General features: G+C 74.8%; 19 protein-coding genes. 6 read left to right on the forward strand and 13 right to left on the reverse strand.

Features of this window, described 5'->3' with window-relative positions; translation table 11 throughout:
- Positions 1 to 27 precede the first annotated feature (27 nt).
- From BJ983_RS24130 to BJ983_RS24155, 6 genes are all read right to left on the reverse strand, one after another.
- Positions 28 to 1,044 (reverse strand): YhjD/YihY/BrkB family envelope integrity protein, encoded by a 1,017-nt coding sequence (locus BJ983_RS24130; protein WP_179796125.1) that lies wholly within the window; start codon positions 1,042 to 1,044, stop codon positions 28 to 30.
- A gap of 27 nt (positions 1,045 to 1,071) precedes the next feature.
- Positions 1,072 to 4,533 carry an indolepyruvate ferredoxin oxidoreductase family protein gene (locus BJ983_RS24135; RefSeq protein ID WP_179796126.1) on the reverse strand — a complete coding sequence of 1,154 codons (3,462 nt, stop codon included), beginning with the start codon at positions 4,531 to 4,533 and terminating at the stop codon, positions 1,072 to 1,074.
- A gap of 146 nt (positions 4,534 to 4,679) precedes the next feature.
- Positions 4,680 to 5,711, reverse strand: coding sequence for a YihY/virulence factor BrkB family protein (locus tag BJ983_RS24140; RefSeq protein WP_179796127.1), 1,032 nt, complete (start codon positions 5,709 to 5,711; stop codon positions 4,680 to 4,682).
- A gap of 44 nt (positions 5,712 to 5,755) precedes the next feature.
- On the reverse strand, positions 5,756 to 6,409 hold the full coding sequence (locus tag BJ983_RS24145; protein ID WP_179796128.1) for a TIGR02453 family protein: 654 nt from the start codon (positions 6,407 to 6,409) through the stop codon (positions 5,756 to 5,758).
- Between the two features lie 28 nt (positions 6,410 to 6,437).
- Complete coding sequence (locus BJ983_RS24150; RefSeq protein WP_179796129.1) at positions 6,438 to 7,874, reverse strand: DEAD/DEAH box helicase; 1,437 nt, start codon at positions 7,872 to 7,874, stop codon at positions 6,438 to 6,440.
- A 147-nt stretch (positions 7,875 to 8,021) separates the two neighbouring features.
- Positions 8,022 to 8,540 (reverse strand): VldE C-terminal domain-containing protein, encoded by a 519-nt coding sequence (locus tag BJ983_RS24155; protein ID WP_179796130.1) that lies wholly within the window; start codon positions 8,538 to 8,540, stop codon positions 8,022 to 8,024.
- A gap of 127 nt (positions 8,541 to 8,667) precedes the next feature.
- Here BJ983_RS24155 and BJ983_RS24160 point away from each other — a divergent pair, with 127 nt between their 5' ends.
- A complete protein-coding gene (locus tag BJ983_RS24160; RefSeq protein WP_179796131.1) occupies positions 8,668 to 8,898 on the forward strand; it encodes an FmdB family zinc ribbon protein in 231 nt (76 codons plus the stop codon).
- Positions 8,899 to 9,092: 194 nt separating this feature from the next.
- Here BJ983_RS24160 and BJ983_RS30285 read toward each other — a convergent pair whose 3' ends face one another.
- The gene (locus BJ983_RS30285) at positions 9,093 to 9,425 is read right to left on the reverse strand and encodes a hypothetical protein (RefSeq protein ID WP_218890452.1); all 333 of its coding nucleotides are present in this window, start codon (positions 9,423 to 9,425) and stop codon (positions 9,093 to 9,095) included.
- A 235-nt stretch (positions 9,426 to 9,660) separates the two neighbouring features.
- Between BJ983_RS30285 and BJ983_RS24170 the strand changes: the two genes are divergently transcribed.
- Complete coding sequence (locus BJ983_RS24170) at positions 9,661 to 10,341, forward strand: metal-dependent transcriptional regulator (RefSeq protein ID WP_179796133.1); 681 nt, start codon at positions 9,661 to 9,663, stop codon at positions 10,339 to 10,341.
- A 58-nt stretch (positions 10,342 to 10,399) separates the two neighbouring features.
- A complete protein-coding gene (locus BJ983_RS24175) occupies positions 10,400 to 10,939 on the forward strand; it encodes a YbhB/YbcL family Raf kinase inhibitor-like protein (protein WP_179796134.1) in 540 nt (179 codons plus the stop codon).
- Between the two features lie 56 nt (positions 10,940 to 10,995).
- On the opposite strand, the gene BJ983_RS24180 is transcribed toward BJ983_RS24175, so the two are convergent.
- From BJ983_RS24180 to BJ983_RS24200, 5 genes are all read right to left on the reverse strand, one after another.
- Positions 10,996 to 11,295 (reverse strand): hypothetical protein, encoded by a 300-nt coding sequence (locus tag BJ983_RS24180; protein ID WP_179796135.1) that lies wholly within the window; start codon positions 11,293 to 11,295, stop codon positions 10,996 to 10,998.
- Between the two features lie 89 nt (positions 11,296 to 11,384).
- The gene (locus tag BJ983_RS24185) at positions 11,385 to 11,864 is read right to left on the reverse strand and encodes a deaminase (protein ID WP_179796136.1); all 480 of its coding nucleotides are present in this window, start codon (positions 11,862 to 11,864) and stop codon (positions 11,385 to 11,387) included.
- 11 nt (positions 11,865 to 11,875) lie between these two features.
- Entirely contained in the window at positions 11,876 to 13,285 is a 1,410-nt protein-coding gene (locus tag BJ983_RS24190; protein WP_179796137.1) for a cytochrome P450, read from the reverse strand.
- Positions 13,282 to 13,899 carry a TetR/AcrR family transcriptional regulator gene (locus BJ983_RS24195; RefSeq protein WP_179796138.1) on the reverse strand — a complete coding sequence of 206 codons (618 nt, stop codon included), beginning with the start codon at positions 13,897 to 13,899 and terminating at the stop codon, positions 13,282 to 13,284. The genes BJ983_RS24190 and BJ983_RS24195 overlap by 4 nt, the downstream gene beginning before the upstream one ends.
- A gap of 39 nt (positions 13,900 to 13,938) precedes the next feature.
- Positions 13,939 to 14,409, reverse strand: a complete 471-nt coding sequence (locus BJ983_RS24200; RefSeq protein WP_179796139.1) for a DUF5709 domain-containing protein — start codon at positions 14,407 to 14,409, stop codon at positions 13,939 to 13,941.
- 229 nt (positions 14,410 to 14,638) lie between these two features.
- Here BJ983_RS24200 and BJ983_RS24205 point away from each other — a divergent pair, with 229 nt between their 5' ends.
- A complete protein-coding gene (locus BJ983_RS24205; protein ID WP_179796140.1) occupies positions 14,639 to 15,700 on the forward strand; it encodes a glycine-rich protein in 1,062 nt (353 codons plus the stop codon).
- A 126-nt stretch (positions 15,701 to 15,826) separates the two neighbouring features.
- Here the strand turns inward: BJ983_RS24205 and BJ983_RS24210 are convergent, their stop codons facing one another.
- On the reverse strand, positions 15,827 to 16,546 hold the full coding sequence (locus tag BJ983_RS24210) for a YoaK family protein (RefSeq protein WP_343054335.1): 720 nt from the start codon (positions 16,544 to 16,546) through the stop codon (positions 15,827 to 15,829).
- 88 nt (positions 16,547 to 16,634) lie between these two features.
- Here BJ983_RS24210 and BJ983_RS24215 point away from each other — a divergent pair, with 88 nt between their 5' ends.
- Together BJ983_RS24215 and BJ983_RS24220 are read left to right on the forward strand one after the other, a co-directional pair.
- Positions 16,635 to 16,979 (forward strand): hypothetical protein, encoded by a 345-nt coding sequence (locus BJ983_RS24215; RefSeq protein WP_179796142.1) that lies wholly within the window; start codon positions 16,635 to 16,637, stop codon positions 16,977 to 16,979.
- 43 nt (positions 16,980 to 17,022) lie between these two features.
- Positions 17,023 to 19,716, forward strand: coding sequence for an AAA family ATPase (locus BJ983_RS24220; protein ID WP_179796143.1), 2,694 nt, complete (start codon positions 17,023 to 17,025; stop codon positions 19,714 to 19,716).
- Positions 19,717 to 19,756 lie beyond the last annotated feature (40 nt).

The raw sequence follows: 19,756 nt of genomic DNA on the forward strand, positions 1-19,756 counted from the left end.
CGCTTTCCTGCCAGGGGGGCGGCGCGTTCACGACGGCGGGTCGGGGCGCTCCTGCCCCCGCGGCGGGGTGGCGGTCGGGTCGAACTCGACGTCGATGGTCTGGAACGACTTGAGCCGCTCGGCGGCGGCGTACGCGGCGTAGGCCCGCTCGTCCGCGGGCGTCGTGTCGGTGTCGTCCGGGAACGCGGAGAGCAGGCTCCGGGGGTACAGGTGCAGCACGCGCACCGTGTTGAGCTCGGCGCAGAACATCGCGACGACGGCGCTCAGGTAGATCCAGGCGAGCAGCCCCAGCACGATCCCGAAGATCCCGTAGCTCGCGCTCATCCCGCGCAGCTGGTACTGCACGAGGTAGGCGCCCAGCGTCTGCAGCACGTACCAGGCGACGGCGGCGAGCACCGCCCCCGGCAGCACCTGACGCATCGTCAGCGCCCGCGGGGTGAGCAGCCGGAACGCGAGCACCACGAGTGCGGCGTTGACCCCGATCCCGGCGATCGTCACCAGGATCCGCCCGCCCGCGTAGAGCGGGGTCGGGAGACCCGCGAGCGCGGCGCCCAGCGCGGTCAGCCCCGCCGCGACCGCGATCGCCGCGGCGAGGACGACGACGGCGAGCGCCCCGCGGCCGTAGGCGGTGGGCAGCGCCGGCCGTTCGGCCTTCGGCACCACCCACATCCGGGCGAACGCGTTCTGCACGGCCACGGTCACGCCGAGACCGCCGTAGAGACTGACCACGATCCCGACGACGAGCGCGCCCACGCTGCCCTGCAGCGAGCGCACGTTCTCACCGATCTGGTCGCCGACGATCGGGAAGTTGCGCAGCGCGGAGTTGACCAGGGCGGCCTGGAGGGCCGGGTCGTCCTGCAGGACGAACCCGAGCACGGTGAGCGCGAGCAGCAGCAGCGGGAACAGCGAGAGGAAGCCGTAGTAGGTGATCAGCGCGGCGAGGTAGGTGGCCTCGTCGTCGATGAACTTCCAGAGCACCGCGAGCGGGAGCCCGGCCCAGCGGTGCCGTCGCTGGAACCCGTCGAGCGCCCCGACCACTCCCACGCCGCCTCCCCGTCAGACCGAGCGAGCTCAGCCGAGCAGCTCGTCGCGCCGGGCGCGGAAGCGCTCGACGTTCCGGAGCTTGATCTCCTCGTACCCGCGGACGTCGTCGGACAGGCCCGCGATCTCGAGGGCGGTCGCCACCGGCATCGCGGGGAGGCGTTCCACCGCCGTCCGGACCGCCCGCTGGTACTCGCCGACCAGCGCCCGCTCCTCCGCCCGGACGTGCGCCAGACCGAAGACGTCGAGCGGGGTGTGGCGCAGCCGTCGGGCGGCCCGCAGACCGCGGAACGCGAGGTCGGCGGTCCGGCCGCGCAGCCGGATCTTGCGCTGCATCCCGAGGGCCCGGAGCAGCGGCGGGTGCAGCATCACCGAGACGTCCGCGTCCGCGCCGTACTCGGCCTCCCGGCGGGCGACCTCGACCGGGTCGAGGTGCAGCCGCGCGACCTCGTACTCGTCCTTGTAGGCCATGAGCCGGTGCAGGCCGCGCGCGTAGGCGGCGCCGAGGCGCGACCCGTCGTCGGGACCCACCGCCTCCGACGCGAGCGCGGTCACCCGCCGGACCTCCTCGGCGTAGCGCGCGGCGTAGGCCGCGTCCTGGTAGCCGGTGAGGTCGGCGATGCGGGTCGCGAGCACGTACTCCAGGCCCTCGACCTCGGCGGCCAGGGCGGCGGACCGGGCGTCCACCGCGACGACGGCGGGCGTGGCCGGGATCGCGGCGGCAAGCACCGCGTCGTGGTCGATCGCCGCGGCCCGGCCCCAGCGGAAGGCGGCGAGCGAGGTCTCGACGGCGGCCCCGTTCAGCCGGACCGCCGCCTCGATCGCCTCGGCGGACACCGGCACGAGGCCGTGCTGCCAGGCCGCCCCGAGGAGCAGCACGTTGGTCGGCAGGTGGTCGCCGAACAGGGCCTCGGACAGGCGCTGCGCGTCGACGTGGTGCACCTCGGCGGTCACCGCGCGCAGCCGGTCGAGGGCGTCGTCGGGGGACCCGGGCAGGACGACCCGACCGGTGACCATGGCGGCGGTCGGCGTGAGCGAGGTGTTCACGACGGCGACCGTGTGCCCGGACCGTCCCGTCCCGAGGGTGCCGGGGTCGGCCGCTCCGAGCAGGTCGAACCCGACGATCACGTCGGCGCTGCCGCGGGAGGCGCGCAGCGCGCCGGCCACCGGGTGCTTGGCGATGCGGACGTCGGAGACGACCGGCCCGCCCTTCTGGGCGAGCCCGACCTGCTCGAGCCCGGCGGCGAACGAGCCGTCGAGGTGGGCGGCCATCTGCAGGATCTGCGAGATCGTGACGACGCCGGTGCCGCCGATGCCCGGCATGCGGAGCAGGACCTCGTCGCCCTGCCTCCGCGCGGTCGGCTCGACCAACCGCACCGGGAGCTCGGGGATCCCGCGGCGCGCCACGGTGCCGGGCTCGACCAGCAGGAACGACGGGCAGTCGCCCTTGAGGCACGAGTAGTCGGAGTTGCACGACGCCTGGTGGATTCGGGTCTTGCGCCCGAACTCGGTCTCGACGGGGAGCACCGACAGGCAGGTCGAGACGTCCCCGCAGTCGCCGCAGCCCTCGCACACGCGCTCGTTGATCACGACCCGCTCGGTGGCCGCCGGGAGCTCGCCGCGCTTGCGCAGGCGGCGCTCCTCGGTGGCGCACCGGTCGTCGTGGATCAGCACCGTGACGCCCTCGACGGCCGCGAGCTCGCGCTCGGCGTCGGCGAACGCGTCGCGGTGGCGGACGGTCGCGATCGGGTCGAGGTCGCCGCGGCCGTACTTCCCCGGCTCGTCGGTGGTCACGATGATCCGGCGGACACCCTCGATCGCCAGCTCGCGCGTGATGGCCGCGACGTCGAGGCGGCCCTCGGCGCGCTGCCCGCCGGTCATGGCGACGGCGTCGTTGTAGAGCAGCTTGTAGGTCATCGACACCCCGGCGGCGATCGCGGCGCGGATCGCGAGCGAGCCGGAGTGGTGGAACGTGCCGTCGCCGAGGTTCTGCACGAGGTGGGGGTCGTCGGTGAACGGGGCGAGCCCGATCCACTGCGCGCCCTCCCCACCCATCTGCGTCATCCCCACCTGGTGGCCGCGGTGCCCGCCGTCGAGCGCGACCATCGCGTGGCAGCCGATCCCGACGCCCACGAGCGTGTCGTCGTCGGTCCGCGTCGAGGTGTTGTGCGGGCAGCCGGAGCAGAAGTAGGGGGTGCGCGACGGCAGGTCGGCCGTGCTCAGCGCGATCCGGGACGGCCGGGGCGGCGTGAGGGCGTCGAGGTGGGCGACCGCGGAGGCGGGGAGCTCGTGACCGAGCGCGCGGAGCCGGCCGGCGATCGCGGTGGCGACGTCCTCGGCGGAGAGCTGCGCCCGCGCGGAGAGCAGCGGGCGGTTCCGGTCGTCGCGGCGGCCGACGACCCGCGGCGGCGGCACCGTCCCGTAGAGCGCCTGCCGGACGTGGCCCTCGAGGAACGGCACCTTGTCCTCGACGACGAGGACCTCCTCGAGGTCCGCCGTCATCGCGGCGAGGGCCTCGTGGTCGACCGGGAACGGCATGGCGAGCCGGACCAGGCGGACGCCGAGCGCGTCCAGGTCGGACTCGGAGAGCCCGAGGTCGTCGAGGGCGCGCAGCACCGTCGCGTAGCTCGTCCCGGAGGCCACGATCCCGAGGCGGGCCTCGCGGGCGGTGAAGGCGACCCGGTTGAGCCCGGCCGCGCGGGCGTAGGCCTTCGCGAGGTCCAGCCGACGGGTGAGCACGTCGTGCTCGGCGTCGAGGGCCGGGGGCCCGACCAGCGGCGGCGAGACCGGGCGGGTTCCCGACGGCGGGTGCGGCACGCCGAGCACGTCGGGCGCGAGGGCGCCCAGGTCCACGGTGGCGGAGGCGTCGGCCACGTCGGCGATGATCTTCAGGCCGGTCCAGAGGCCGGTCTCGCGCGAGAGCGCGACCGCGTGCAGGCCGAGCTCCACGATCTCGGCGACCGACCCCGGGGCGAGCAGCGGCATCGAGAGGCTGGCCGCCATCGGCTCGCAGCTGCTGGGCACCGTGGAGGACTTGCACGCCGGATCGTCGCCGATGAGCGCGACCGCCCCGCCGAGCCGGGCGGTGCCCGAGAGCATGCCGTGGCGGATGGCGTCGGCCGCGCGGTCGAGCCCCGGGTTCTTGCCGTACCAGAACCCGACCACCCCGTCGTGGCGTCGACCGGGCACCGCGTCGAGCAGCTGCGTGCCCGCGACGGCGGTGGCGGCCAGCTCCTCGTTGACCCCGGGCGTGAACACCACGCCGAGCGGGTCGAGGTGGCGCCGGGCCCGCCCGATCTCCGAGTCGAGACCGCCCAGCGGCGAGCCCTGGTAGCCGGACACGAACACGCGGGTGTCGAGCCCGCGCGCCTCGTCGAGCCGTCGCTGGTCGAGCAGCAGCCGCACGAGCGCCTGGATGCCGGTCATCAGCGCGCGTCCGCCCGTGGCGGTGTAGCGGTCGTCGAGGGAGACGGTCGTGTCCGGGCTGCCCATGGCCACTCCTGGCGCGCGTCGACGTGGTGGTGGAGCCCACATGCCATCCGACGGGACCCGACGACGCAACCTTCGCCGACCTGTCGTCGGGAAGGACGCAAAGAACCGCCGCGAGACGCGCCCCGGAGATCAGGACGTTGCGCCGCTCACGGCGTCAGCGCGTCGTCCGCCTTCACCGCTCCGCGGCGGCCCATCGGCTGCGCCGGGCCCTTCGTGGTGTCGGCGGCCGTCTGGTACTCCGACTCGGAGTTGACCTCGGCGCCGAGCAGCACGATGTAGCTGGTCAGGTACAGCCAGAGCATGAGCACGATGACGCCGGCGAGCGCCCCGTAGGTCTTGTTGTAGCTGCCGAAGTTGTCGACGTAGACGCTGAACAGCACGCTCGCGACGACCCAGACGACGGTCGCGAAGATCGACCCGGGAGTGACCCACTCGAAGCGCGGGGAATCGCGGTCGGGCGCGACGCGGAAGAGGACGGCCAGGGCGACGAGCATGAACAGCACGAGCAGCACCCAGCGCACGACCTGCCCGACGAGTTGTCCCACCGGCCCGAGCGAGTCGAGCACGATCGGCGCGACGGCGACGAGCACGATCGCGACGATGACGAACACGACGGCGCCGAGCGTCAGCAGGAGGGCGAGCGCCCGCAGCTTCACGGCGCCGCGCGTCTCGGTCTCGTCGTAGGCGATGTTGATGGCCGCCATGAGGTTCTGGGTGCCGCTCGACGCGCTGAACAGCGCCGCGAGCGCCGCGATCACGAGGCCCGTCGTCAGGCCGCCGGTCGAGGAGGTGACCACCGACTGCAGCTGGTCGGCCACCAGCGGCCGGGCGCTCTCGGGCAGCGCCGAGGTCACGCTCTCCAGGGTCTGCGCCGCCTGCGCGGGGTCGGCGACCAGCCCGTAGAGCGACACCAGGGCGATCAGCGCCGGGAAGATCGCGAGGAAACCGAAGAACGCGACGCCGCCCGCCAGCATGCTGACGTTGTCCTTGCCGCTCTCGGCGAACGCACGCTTCAAGATCTGCCACCATCCGGTCGGCGGGATCTCGGTGGGCTTCTCGGCGTTGCCGCCGGGCGGGTCGTCCGTCCCGCGGACCGGCGCCGGGGGATGGTCGGTCGGCGGGTGCGGGTGACGCACCCCTCGGGCGACGCTGCGGGCGACCAACCCTGCGGCGAGCATCCTGGCTGGGTTCATCGCCGCTGGTACCCAGCCGCCTCCGCGGTTCAACGGCGGCCGCGGGCCCCCCGGGCGGCGTCGTCGAGGGTGACACCGACGTGGGCGTGCATCCAGTCCGCGAGCGGGCTCATGCGCCGCCACGCCGCGGCGACCCGGTCCGCGAGGGCCGGCGTGTGCAGCTCGTCGGACGGCTCCCACGAGGTGTGGGCGAACAGCGACCGGTGGCGCAGCAGATCGAGTCGCGGGTGGTCGGGGTCGGTGCCCCGGGGCCGCGTCTTGAGCCGGTCCCCGCCGAGGGCGTACCCGTCGTCGTGCAGACCGGCGACGATCTGCTCGAGCTCCGGCCCGTGGCGTTCGTCGTCGACGGCCGCGCGGTACCGCGCGATCTGGTCCGGGACCATCGCGTAGTACCCCGCGGCGACCATGATCCCGTCCGCCGAGACCTGCACGTAGTGCCCGCCGGCGGTGGCCCCGCACTGCGTCTTGTACGGCACCTTGTCCTTCGAGAACCGCACGTCCCGGTACGGCCGGAAGATGCGGCCCTCGCCGAACTCGGGCTCGAGGGTCAGCAGCAGGGCCTGCATCGGCGCCCGCACGTGGTCGTCGTACAGGTGCTTGTTGTCCTGCCAGTAGGCCTTCGAGTTGTCGGCCTCGAGGCCCTCGTAGAAGTCGACCGCGGCGTCGCCGAACCCCGTGAACACGGTCGACGACGCTAGCGCGGTCGGCGACTCAGCGGCTGCGGCGCCCGCGCGGGGCACCGGACCCGCCGCCCGTTCCCGACGACGAGGCGGCCGGGGCCTGCCCGCCACCGCGGCCACCGCGACGACGGCCGCCCCCGGGGTTGCCCTGCCCGCTGCCGCCCTGGCCGCCGGCCTGCGGTGCGCCACCCCGGCCGCCGCGGCGACGCGGCCGCCCGGAGCGGGTGGGCGCTCCCGACGACGAGCGCTCCTGCTGCGGCGGCGCCTCGATCTCCGGCATCGTCGCCGGCGGGGCCGGCTCGCCGACCAGGTCGCGGATCTCGCGCGCCCCCGGCGAGACCTGCGCGGTGCGGGGCTTGATCCCGGCCTGACGGGTCAGCTTCGCGACGTCGGAGCGCTGGTCGGGCGCGGCGAGGGTGACCACGTCGCCGGCCGAACCCGCGCGGGCGGTGCGCCCGGAGCGGTGCAGGTAGGCCTTGTGCTCGGCGGGCGGGTCGACGTGCACCACGAGGGCGACGTCGTCCACGTGGATGCCGCGGGCCGCGATGTCGGTGGCGACGAGGACGCGGACGTCGCCGTCACGGAACCAGCCGAGGTTCCGGTCGCGGGCGTTCTGCGCCAGGTTGCCGTGCAGCTCGGCGGCCGGGATGCCGGACGCGGCGAGCTTGCGGGAGAGCTTGCGCGCGGCGTGCTTGGTGCGGGTGAACAACATCGTGCGGCCGAGGCCGCCGGCGAGCTCCTGCACGATCTGCGCGCGGTCCGCCGCCTGCACGGTGAACACGTGGTGGGTCATGTCCGGCACGGGCTCCGCGGCGCGGTCGACGCTGTGCGTGACCGGGGACCGGAGGAACTCCTTGACGACCTTGTCGACCTCGCCGTCGAGCGTGGCCGAGAACAGCAGTCGCTGGGAGTTCGTCGGGGTGCGGCGCAGCAGGCGGCGCACGGCGGGGAGGAACCCGAGGTCGGACATGTGGTCGGCCTCGTCGAGCACCGTGACCTCGACGCGGTCGAGGTCGAGGATGCCCTGCCCGATGAGGTCCTCGAGGCGGCCGGGGCACGCGATGAGCAGGTCGACGCCGCGGCGCAGCGCGTTCTCCTGCGGCCGCTGCCCGACCCCGCCGTAGACGACGGTCTGCTCGAGACCGAGGGCCTCGGACAGCGGGGCGAGCGCGTCGCGGACCTGGCTGGCGAGCTCGCGGGTCGGCAGCAGGATCAGCGCGCGCGGCCGGTTCGGCCGCGTCGGCGCGTCGCAGCGCGCGAGCTTCGCGAGGACGGGGAGCCCGAAGGCGAGGGTCTTGCCCGACCCGGTGCGCCCGCGGCCGAGGACGTCCCGCCCGGCCAGGGCGTCGGGGATCGCGGCGGCCTGGATCGGCGTGGGCTCGGTGATGCCCCGCGGGGCGAGGAGCTCGGCGATCGAGGGCGAGATGCCCAGGCCGGTGAACGTGGTGATGTCAGAGATGAGGAGCACCTAGCGTCGAGGTCGAGGGTCCGCCCAGGCGGTGGTCGCGACTCGCGAGGGCCAGGCGGCGTGCGCGTCCCGGCATCCGTGCCGACGCGCTCGATCCCAGTGTCTCACGGAGATCGTCCGGAGTGCCCCCGGACGTGACGCTCGTCGTCAGCGGCGCACGCTCACGTGGACGTGGTCGAAGTGCCCGCCGGTCGCGTCGGTCGGGTCGTAGACGCCGCCGCCGGTGTACGGCCGCCCCCATCCGTCCTGGTCGGCGGACCCGCGGTACCAGATGCGGCCCTGCCAGATGACGTAGCGCACGCCGAGGTCCGCGGCGTTCTCCCGCAGCCAGGTCGCCATCGCCCACCCGGCGTCGAGCTCGTCGCCGACCGGGAACCGCCCCGCGCGGGTGGGGAACAGGTCACACGCCCGGCCCGCGGGATGGTCGCTCGACGGGTTCCACGCGTGCTCGGACCAGCAGCTGATGCCGCGCAGGTCGTCCGCGTGGCGCGCGACCGCCGCGTCGTGCAGCCGCAGCGCGGTGGGGGTGAGACACCCGTCGCTCGTCGGGTCGGGCTCGCTGCACGGCTCCGGCGGCGGGGGCTGGACGACCTCCCAGACGTCGGCCGCCGTGAACCCCCGGCTCTCGACGAACCACAGCGCGCCGGCGCCGAGCAGCAGGAGCACCAGGACGGCGACGAGGGCGCGGGCGGCGCGGGTGGTGGTGATGTGTCCAGATTAGGAACTCTGCCCGTGTTCCTGCCGTGAGTCGTCGGTCTTCCGGACGGCGGGTGGCGCGGCCTACCCTCCCGACATGGCCCTGTACGAGTTCCGTTGCCGGGAGTGCGGGTCGACCTTCGAGGTCAACCGGCCCATGCAGCAGGCGGGCGATCCGGTCGACTGCCCCGGCGGGCACTCGGACACCGTCAAGCTGCTCTCCACCGTCGCGCTCGGTGGGAAGGCCCGCACCGCGCAGCGGCCCGCGATGGCGCCCGCCCCCGCCGGTGGCGGCGGTGGGTGCTGCGGCGGCGGCTGCTGCGGCTGACGGCTGCTCGCGGTCCCGATCGACGTCGGTGGCCGATCCGTGTCACCGGACGCGTCGGTGGGGCCACCCACTCGTCGGGTGCGGCCCCGTCCGGCGGCGGCTGCTGCGGTCGACCGAGCGGCGTGGCACCCGTATCGCTGGTCGGGCCCGCCACCGACGGACCGCGTCCATCGGGCACGGTCCGCCGGAGGTGGTCAGACCCCGGGAACGGCGGGAGCGGCCGGCGCGCCGGGAACGCCCGGCGCCGCAGGCGCCCCCGGGACGGCCGGTGCGCCGGGCACGGCCGGAGCGCCCGGTACGGCAGGAACGCTCGGCACCGCCGGAGCACCGGGCACGGCCGGGACGCTCGGAACGGCAGGAGCGCCGGGCACGGCCGGGACGCTCGGGACCACGGGCGGGACGGTCGGCGGCGTCACCTGACCGGCGACGGTGGACGTGGTCGGTACGGACGCGCTGGCCACGGGCGCGACCACCACGGCCGCGCTGATCGCCAGCATGGCTGCTGCGGCCGCCATCTTGACTCGCATGCTCTCTCTCCCCGATCGACTGCCGCGGGCGGCCGTCGGCCCCCGTCTCGGCGATCAGGACCCAACGCCGTGTGGGGGACGGCGACAAGTGACGCCGACACGCCGTACTCGATCGTGCGGTTCGAGCTCGCGGGCCCTTGATCGGCGCTACCCCGTGTGCCTGCCCGGGGTCCCGGCGCGGGCGCGGAATGCAACGGCGGGGTCGGAGGGTCGTCGCGGCGATATCGTGGCGGGCATGGACGGCGGGCACTCGGCGGCGGTCGACGATTACGTCAAGGCCGTCTACAAGCTCGTCGAGTCCGAGGGGACGGCGACGACCTCGCGGATCGCGCTGCGTCTCGGGCTGTCGGCCTCGTCGGTCTCGGGCATGGCCCGCAAGCTCGCCGACCTGGGGCTCGTGGAGCACCGTCCCTACGCCGGCCTGACCCTCACCGAGGCGGGCCGTCGGCACGCGCTGTCGATGCTGCGCCGGCACCGGCTCATCGAGACCTTCCTGGTCCAGGAGCTCGGCTACGGCTGGGACGAGGTGCAGGACGAGGCGGAGGTCCTCGAGCACTACGTGTCGGACACGTTCCTCGCCCGGATCGACGCGAAGCTCGGGCACCCGCGGGTGGACCCGCACGGCGACCCGATCCCGGACGTCGAGGGGCGGACCGTCGAGCAGGAGGCCTGCGTCCTGTCGTTGCTCGAGCCCGGGACCACCGGTCTCCTCGTCCGCGTCGACGAGGAGGACCCCGCCGTCCTGCGCCACCTCAAGGAGCGGGGCTTCGGGCTCGGCACCGAGGTGCGGATGAGGGGAAGGCACCCCTTCGGGGGCTCCTTCATCGTCTCGCTCGGCGGGGACACCGACGAACACCTCCTCGGCCCGGAACTCGCGGCCGCCATGTGGGTCGCGGGCGGGGATCAGGTGCGCTGACGGCTCATCCGGGGAAGAGAAGCCTCGGAACCGTCCACGACCGACCGAGGAGGACCCCGTGGCGCCCCAGCCGCCGGACCCGTACAGCTTCCTGCCCGAGGTGGCCACCTTCCAGGTGACCTCCACCGACGTCACCGACGGTCAGCCGGTACCGAACTCGCTGGTCAGCGGCATCATGGGAGCCGGCGGGGAGGACGTCTCGCCGCAGCTCGAGTGGTCGGGCTTCCCCGAGGGCACGAAGAGCTTCGCGGTCACCTGCTACGACCCGGACGCCCCGACGGCCAGCGGGTTCTGGCACTGGGCGGTCACCGGCATCCCGGTGTCGACCACCTCGCTGCCCACCGACGCGGGCAACCCGGACAAGGGCCTGCTCCCCGAGGGTGCGATCACGCTGGCGAACGACGCCGGCGCGCACCGGTTCATCGGCGCCGCCCCGCCCGCCGGGCACGGGCCGCACCGGTACTTCTTCGTGGTCCACGCCGTCGACGTGGAGGACCTCGGCGTGGGGGAGGACGGGAGCCCGGCGTTCCTGGGCTTCAACCTGTTCTTCCACTCCATCGGCCGCGCCACGATCACGCCGACCTACGAGGTGTCCTAGCGGACCTGTGAGTACTAATCCGTGCCTGGACACGGATTAGTACTCACGGGACGGAGTCACCTCTCGAGCAGTTCCTCCAGGAACGTCTCGAGGTCCAGCGGACGGCCGGCGACGTCGTCGAGCCGCGGCGCCGGGCGGAGCTCCGCGGTCGCCTCCTCGACGGCCTGGCAGACCAGCGCGAGCTCCTCGGCGCCGAGGACCCGGAAGCCGCGGGTCACGCCGTTGTAGGGGCGTCGCCACTCGAGCGCGGTCAGCTCGGTGTCCTCGATGTCCCACATCACGACGCGGTTGCCCATCCAGGGCACGGAAGTCGTCGGCATCGCCATCACCACCATCTCCAGCGCGGGTCTCGTCATCGGCCGCAGCGCTGGGGCGACCACCGGAGGATGCCTGTCGGCCCCCGGCGCCACACCGCGAAGTGGTCCGCGTGACACGGCGACCCGGGTCACCCGCGTCCGTGGAGACGGCGGTGCAGCTCGCGGACCTCCTCGTCGAGACCCGGTGCCGGCCCCTCCACCACGACGCCGGGCGCGACGTCCTGCACCCGCAGCGGCGCCACCGGGCCGGGTCCCGCCCCGAACTCGGCGAGCCACCCGGTGAGCTGCGCCGACGAGCTCGCGTACACGATCCGGCCGAGCCCGACCCAGGCGTGCGCGGCCGAGCACATCGCGCAGTGCTCCCCGGAGGTGTACACGGTCGCGCCCGGCCGGTCCGCCGCCGGCAGCGTCTCCGCCGCCCACCGCGCGAGGGCGAACTCCGGGTGCAGCGTCGCGTCGGACCCGGTGTTCACCCGGTTCCGGTCCTCCGCGAGCGCCGTCCCGTCCGCGCCGGCCAGCACCGACCCGAACGGCTCGTCACCGGCCTCCAGGGCCTCGCGGGCCAGGTCGACACAGCGGCGGAGGTGGACGAGATCGGCGTCGCGCACGTCCGGGGAAGTTACAGCCGCTCGAGGCGCAGCGGCAGGTGGTCGGCCGGCGTCGGACCCGTCGTCAGGCCGATCGGCATCACGTAGTCGTCCGGCACCGACCAGCGGAAGCGGCGCAGCATCGCGTGCATGATCGCCTTGACCTCCATGCCGCCGAAGTGCAGGCCGATGCACTTGTGGACCCCGCCGCCGAACGGGATCCAGGCGAACCGGTGGGACTTGTCCTCGGCGCGCTCCGGGGCGAAGCGGTCGGGGTCGAACTCGTCCGGCCGGTTCCACCACGGCTCCATGCGCTGCGAGGCGTGGATGCCGAGGGACATCAGCGTGCCGGCAGGGATGTGGAAGCCCTGCAGCTCGGCGTCGCGAACGGTGACGCGGGCGAGCTGCCCGACCGGCGCGTACATCCGCAGCGTCTCGCGCATGGCGAGGTCCAGCGAGACCAGGGAGTCCAGCTCGGCGCCGGTCAGGTCGTCGGAGTCCAGCGCGAACGACTCCTCGCGCAGCTTCTCCTGCCACTGGGGGTTCTTCGCGAGCAGGTAGCTCATCATCGACAGCGTGATCGTCGACGTGTCGTGCGCGGCCATCAGCAGGAAGATCATGTGGTTGACGACGTCGTCGTCGGAGAACGTCTCGCCCTCGTCGCTGCGGGCGCGGCAGAGCACGCTGAACATGTCCCGACCGTCGCCGGCCCGCTTGGCCGGGATCTGCGCGGTGAAGTAGTCCTCGAGCACCTTCCGCCCGTCGAGCCCCCGCTTCCAGGAGCCGCCCGGCACCGGCGCCCGGACGACCGCGACCCCCGCGTGGACGGTGTCGACGAAGGCCCGGTTGACCCGGTCGGCCCGCGGGCCGAGCTCGTCGCCGACGAACACCTCGGTCCCGATGTCGAGGGTCATCTGCTTGATGCGGTCGTAGATACGGATGCCGTCGCCGGTGGTCCAGTCGTCGAGGCTGCGCCGGATGCGCGGGTTCATCACCTCGAGGTACTCGCCGAGCCGGTCGCGGGTGAACGCCTCCTGCAGGATGCGCCGGTGGGTGCGGTGCTCCTCGAAGTCGAGAAGCATCACACCCCGGCGGAAGAAGGGGCCGATGAAGAAGCCCCAGCCGTCGGCGTTGCCGAAGTACTTGTCCTTGTTGACGAGCACCTGGCCGAGCGCGTCCGGCCCGAGCACCGACACCATCCGGCGTCCGAAGGCCCCGGTCCAGGACACGGGCCCGAACTGCTCGTACCGCTGCCGCCCGAAGCCCAGCATGTCCGCGGCGAACTCCAGGGACCTCCCGACGACGGGCGTGCCGAAGTCACCGGGGACCGCCTCCAGGCCGCTCCCCGGTGGGGGCGGTGCGAGCGGTGCCGTCGCGGACGGCACCCGGCTCGTGGCTGCGGCCAGGCCGCTCTGGATCCGGTGGGCCAGCGGTGCCGTCATCGTTCCTCCGGGAAGTCGGCGGCGGCCACCACGAGGTGGGCGCAGCGCGTGACGAGGTGCTCGGCGTCGACGGCGAGGCGGCCGTCCAGCCAGAAACCGACGGCGTCGACGATGCCGGCGGTGAGCAGCACCGTCGTGACGTCGAGGTCGTCGGGCGACAGGTGTGGTCGCGCCTCGACGATCAGGCGGGCGAGGAACGCCGCGAAGGCGGCCACGGTGTCCTGACGACGGGCGGCGAGGACCGGGTGCCCGACCGCCTCGCGGTAGAGCCGGGCCGACCGGGCGTCGCGGGCCAACAGCGTCACCGTCGCGCGGACCGCGGCCCGTGCGCGATTTTCGAGATCGGGCACCGGGACCGCCGCGGCCGCCTGCTCGGCCAGCCGGAGCGCGGTGTCCGAGGTGGCCTCGAACAGGGCGGCGAGCAGGTCCTCCCGCCGGGCGAACGACTCGTAGAAGTAGCGCTCGGTCAGCCCGGCCGCGCGGCACACCGCCGTCATCGTGAAGTCGGCGACCCCGCGCTCGCCCACCACGTCCAGGGCGGCGTCGAGCAGGCGCCCGCGGCGCTCGGCCGCACGCTCCTCGGCGCTCGCGCCCTGGAAGGTGCGGGTGGCCATGCCGCCATCCTGACAGGACGCCCTGTCAGAAAGGAAGACTCAGCCCTCGTCCTGACCGACCACGTGCATCGCGGCCTCCTCGGCACTGGCGCCCGCGCCGTCGACGCCCACGTCGTCGGCGTAGCCCTCGTCGCCCTCGTCGCGCAGCACCAGCCGTCCGGACCGGGCGTTCCCGACCTCGTCGTCGTAGAGCTCGCCGTCGGTGTCGCTCGCGTCGCCCAGCCCGTCGGACCCGAGGTCGTCGGGGTCCTCGGGGATCTCGCGCCGGAGGCGGCCGTCGAGCGGCTCCCCGTCCTCCTCCTCGCGCTGCGTGACGCCCCAGGCGTCGACGCCGCGCGTGCGCTCGTTCGGGATCCACCCGGCGTCGAGCGGGTCCTCGGGATCGCGCTCCGGGGCGTCCCCGTCGAGCAGGTCCGCCTCCTGGAGCTGCTCGTGGGAGGTGTCGTCCACGGAGTCCCGGTCGTCGGCGGGCAGGTCGTCGGGGCTGTCGGGTAGCTCGATCCCGGTCATGGTGGTCCTCTCGGCGCTCGCAGGTGAACGCCGTCGATCCTGCTCCTCGGCGCTCCGGCGCAGCGGAGCGGTCCCTCGGCGGACCCTGGGTGTTTTCCCTAGGTCTTCCCGACGGCGGGTGTGGCTTGCTGTGGCCGTTGGCCCGTTCGGAGTTCTGGGAGTGGTCGTGGGTCGTAGGTCGTTGCTGTCCGTGGCTCTGGCGGCGTCGTTGACGGTGGCCGGTGCGGGAATGGCACTCGCCGCACCGACGGTCCTGCCGGACGGGTGCACGCAGGCCGGGCAGACGGTGACGTGCTCGTACGCCTCCACCGGGGGCGAGCAGACGTTCACGGTCCCGACGGGTGTGACCTCGGTCCGGGTCACGGCCGTCGGAGGCGCGGGCGGCGACGGCTTCCAGGGCCTGGAGAGCAATGCCGGAGGCATGGGCGGTCGGGGTGCCTCGGCAGCGGGGGTGATCTCCGGTCTGACACCGGGCTCGACGCTCTACGTCCAGGTCGGCGGGCCGGGTCAGAGCCCGTCGGGGACAGCCAGGGACGCGACGGCCGGGGGCTTCAACGGCGGGGGTTCCGGCGCAAACATCTACGGCGGGGGCGGTGGCGGGGCGTCCGACGTGCGGTCGGTGTCGCGCTCGGCCGCGGACAGCCTGAGCTCCCGTCTCCTCGTCGCCGCCGGGGGCGGAGGAGGGGGTTCGGACAACCCCGATCCCGGTACGGGTGACGGCGGGGACGCGGGTGCAGCAGGAAGAATGTCGTACCGGGGGCAGCTGCCGAACGGAGGTGGCGCAGCCACGTCGTCGGCGGGCGGCGCCGGCGGCGTCGACTACTCCAGCGGCGGAGAGCCCGGTACGGCCGGTGCGGGCGGTGACGGCCACAGGACCATCAACGGCGGTGGCGGTGGCGGCGGCGCAGGCCTCTTCGGCGGTGGCGGTGGCGGTGGCGAGTACGCGTTCCGCTCGGGGTCCGGGGGCGGTGGCGGTGGCGGGTCCTCCCTCGTGCCGACCGGCGGCACGGTCGGTCTGAGCACGGCTCCGCCCTCGGTGACGATCTCCTACACCGTCCCGGCCGCCGTCGCGGTCGCCGTGCGCGGGGCGGGCACGCTGACCGCGACCGACGGGAAGCGGTACTCGCTCTCGGTGGACGCGCGGGCGACCGCGGCCGGGCAGGCGTCCGGGCGGTTCGCGCTCTCTGGGAACGGCGCCGAGACGACGGCGAGCTCGCGGACGATCACGGCGGTGCAGAGGACGGCGAACGGCGGCACCGTCACCGGCACCGCCGTCAACGCCGCGGGCTAGCAGGTGCCGTTCACGCTGACCGTCACGGACCGCGCCGGCGGCCGGGACCAGGTCACCGTGCAGATCGGCGGTCGCACGGTGAGCGGCACCGTGACCACCGGCGACATCGTCACGAGCTGACGCACCTCACGCCGGCGGCGCCTGCCACGGGGCCGGGCGCCGCACGGCGACCTGGAGCACGGCCACCACGACGACGAGCAGGACCGGAGCCGGTACGAGCGCCCACGCGAGGGTGGTCCGCCCGACCAGCAGGGCCCCGACCAGGGCGCCGAGGAACATCGTCAGGACGGCGAGCACGCGGCGGGTGACGACGGGGCGCCCCGCCGCGCGCACGTCGGCCGCGATCCCGGTGAGGGTCATCGTCAGGACGGTGGTGGTCAGGTCGGGCACCGCGAGCCGCCGCACCACGGCGTTCTGCAGGCCGAGGGCGACCGCGAGGAGCGCGGCGACGGCCGAGGCGAGCGCACTGCCCGGCGTGCCCGTGACCCCGACCAGCAGTCCGACCGCGAGCACCATCAGGACGCCCTCGACGAGCGCGGTGTCGCGCAGGAGGTGCCCACGGCGATGCCCCCGTCGGCCGACCAGCACCCCGCCGGCGAGCGCCCCGACCAGGAAGCCCGCGAGAGCCGCGAGCGAGGCGGCCAGCGCGAACCCGGGGGCGCCGGCGACCGCGAAGCCGAGGAACACGACGTTCCCGGTCATGTTCGCGACGAACACCCGGCCCAGCCCCAGGACGCTGACCGCGTCGACGAGCCCCGTGGCCGCGGTCATCACGAGCAGCAGGACCGGCAGGGGACCGTGGACCGGCCCGCGGAGCAGGGCGCCGTCCCAGCGGGGAACCGTCACGGCCGGCGATGCTGCCCCGGACCCGGCCGCCCGGGTATCGGTCGGATGACCGATGCCGCCGCGCGGCCACCCGGTGGAGCCTGACCCCATGATCCCGCTGCTCGACCCCGTCGCCCGGACCGTCGTCGCGGGCGCCGGGCAGGCACGGGAGGCCGGTCGCGCCCTGGGTCGCCGGGTCGGCGCCGTGGCGGAGCGGGAGGACGTCGCGCGGTACCCGGTGCTCGTCCGGGCGCTGCGCAACCTGGCCGGACTGCCCGAGCGGCCGCCCCACGAGCTCGCCCTCGGCGCGGTCGCCCTCGGCATCATGCTGGCGACCGACAGCATCGTCGTCGACCTCGCGGCCAACGTCGTGGCGGTGCTCTTCGTGAACCACCCGCACGCCGACCCGCAGCGGGCCGACGGATCCGCCGAGGAGGCCGTCGCCGCGCGCTGACCGCACTACCCTGACCGACGGGCCGGGGAGGGGTGGGGCGGCGGTGGCACCGACGGGCGAGCTGCTCGGGCGCGCGGACGTGCTCGGTCGCCTGGACGCCCTGGTCGGGGGCGGTGGATCCGCGGTGGTCCTCGTGGGCGAGCCCGGGATCGGCAAGACGGCCGTCCTCGAGCGCGTGGCCCGGCGGGCGGGCGACCGCGGCCGGCCGGTCCTGCGGGTCACCGGCTCGGAGTCCGAGACCGCGCTGCCGTACGCGGCGCTGCACCACCTGCTCGCCGGCGTCCTCGACGGGGTCGACGCGCTGCCCGGACCGCAGCGCACCGCGGTGCTCGCGGCCTTCGGGATGGGGCCCGAAGCCGGGCTCGACGCCTCCCGCACCGCCTTCCTCGTCTCGTTGGCCGCCTTCGCCCTGCTCGACGCGCCGGCCGCGGGCGGCCCGGTGGTCGTCGTCGACGACGCCCAGTGGCTCGATCCCGACTCGCTCGCCGCGGTGCACTTCCTCGCCCGCCGGACCCCGACGGCGGGCTTCGACCTCGCGCTCGCGGTGCGGGCCGGGACGGGCGCGACGTTCGAGGACGTCGACGAGCTCGTGCTCGACGCCCTGTCGGTCCCGACCGCGGAGGCCCTGCTCGACCGGGTCCACCCCGGACTCGGCCCGGGTGTCCGGGCCCGCGCCCTGGAGCTCGCGGAGGGCAACCCGCTGGCGCTCGTGGAGCTCCCCGCCGCGATCGAGCAGGGTCCGCCGGACCCGGCCGTGGCACCGGGCCGCCCGTCGGCCCCGCTGACCCGCCGTCTGGAGCGGGCCTTCGCCCGCCAGGTGGCGGTGCTGCCGCCGATCCCGGCGTCGCTGGTGCTGCTGATCGCCGCGAACACCGGCGGGTCGGTGACCGAGGCGCTGCGGGCCGGGGCGGAGGTGCTCGGAGCCGCACCCGGGCTCGACGACCTGCACCCCGCGGTCGCGCTCGGCATCCTCGACGTCGAGGGCGACGTGGTCCGCTTCCGGCACCCGCTCATCCGCTCGGCCGTGCTGGCGCAGGCCGGGGCCCCCGCGCTGCGGGCCGCGCACACGGCGCTCGCCCACGTCCTCGCGCACGACCCGGAGCGTCGGGCGTGGCACCGCTCCGAGGTGGTGGCCGCGGACGAGCAGGTGGCGGATGAACTCGAGACCGTCGCCGGGGCGGCCGTCGCCCGGGGTGCGCCGCAGGTCGCGCTGGTCCTGCTGGAGCGGGCCGTCGACCGCGCCGAGGACCCGGCCGCGGCCTCCCGGCGGGCGATCCGTGCGGCCGAGCTCGCCGTCGAGGTGGGCGACCGGGACGCCGGGGACCGGCTGCTGGCGAAGGTCTCCGTCGACGACGACGGGTGGACCGAGGTCCTGCACCTGCTGCTGCACCAGGACGACTGGGCGCCGGAGGGCTGGTCGGACGAGCGCCTGACCGACTTCGTCGCGAACGTGCGGCGCGCTGCGGAGCACGGTCGTGCGGCCCCGGTCCTGCGGGTGCTGCACCGGTTGTCCTACTCCTCGTCACCGACCGTCCGCGCCACGGTCCTCGCGGCCGCCCGGACGATCTTCGCTGAGCACCCCGACGAGCCGATGGGGCTGCAGACGTTCTCGCAGGAGCCCCGCAACGCCGGCGTCGTCGTCGCGGCCGCCGTCCGGGCCCTCGCCCGGGACGACCTCGAGCCGGAGACCCGTCGGGTCCTCGTCACCGCCGCGACCCGCGCCTTCGACCACGAACTCGGGGCCGCCGAGCTGCCCGCCGTCGCGGAGGCGCTGCTCGCCCAGGGCCGTCGTGGTGCGGCGGCCCAGGCACTCGTCTCGCTGGCCTGGTGCCACCTGCTCCTCGGACGTCTCGCCGAGGCGGAGACCACGGCGCTGCGGGCGGAGGCGCTCGCCCGCGAGACCCACCAGTACTTCTGGGCGCTCGGCCCGGTGATCGTCCTTGCGTGGCTCGACGGCGTCCGGCCGGAGCCCGGGGACCCGCACCCGCGGCTCCACCGCGTCCTCGCCGAGCTGCCGGCAGGGAGCCTGACCCCCTTCCACCGCGCCATGTTCGCGGTGGCCCGGGCCGCCTCCGACCTCCCAAGGGGCCGGGCCGGCGAGGCCGCCGACGCGCTGGGGGAGCTGTTCGACGTCGGGAGCCACGTCGCCTGGTGGAGCTTCGCCGACCGGGCGGAGGCGTGTCTGCGCAGCGACCGGCTCGACGAGCTCGCGCCCGGGCTCACGGCCCTCGAGGACCTCGTCGCGACGACGGGATCGCCCTACCTGGCCGACCAGCTCGCCTACGCCCACGCCCTGCTCGCGGACGACGCCGGGGCCGACGCGGCCGTGGAGCGGGCCCTGCACACCGCGCCGCTCGCCAGTCCGTTCCTGCGGGCCCGGCTCGCCCTCACGCACGGCATCCGGCTGCGCCGCGCCCGCCGGGTCCGGGACGCGCGGCGCCTGCTCGCCCACGCGCGGGAGCTGTTCGACGCCCTCGGCCCGACCCGGTGGGACGCCGTGGTCGACCGCGAGTTGGACGCCGCCGGGCGTCCCCGCCGGCCGGGGGCGGCCGGCGCCCTGACCGCCCAGGAGCGCCAGGTGGTGGTCCTCGCCGGTCGCGGCCTGTCGAACCGCGGGATCGCCGACCACCTGCTCATCTCCCCGCGCACCGTCAGCACCCACCTGCACCGGGCGTTCCGCAAGCTCGGCGTGACCCACCGCCGCGAGCTGCTCGCCGACGCCGGGGAGGCCCGATAACGGTCGCCCGACCGATACCGGCCGGGCGCGGTGGCTCGCA

Origin of the sequence: Actinomycetospora corticicola (genome assembly GCF_013409505.1) — a bacterium.
Taxonomy (GTDB): Bacteria; Actinomycetota; Actinomycetes; order Mycobacteriales; family Pseudonocardiaceae; genus Actinomycetospora; species Actinomycetospora corticicola.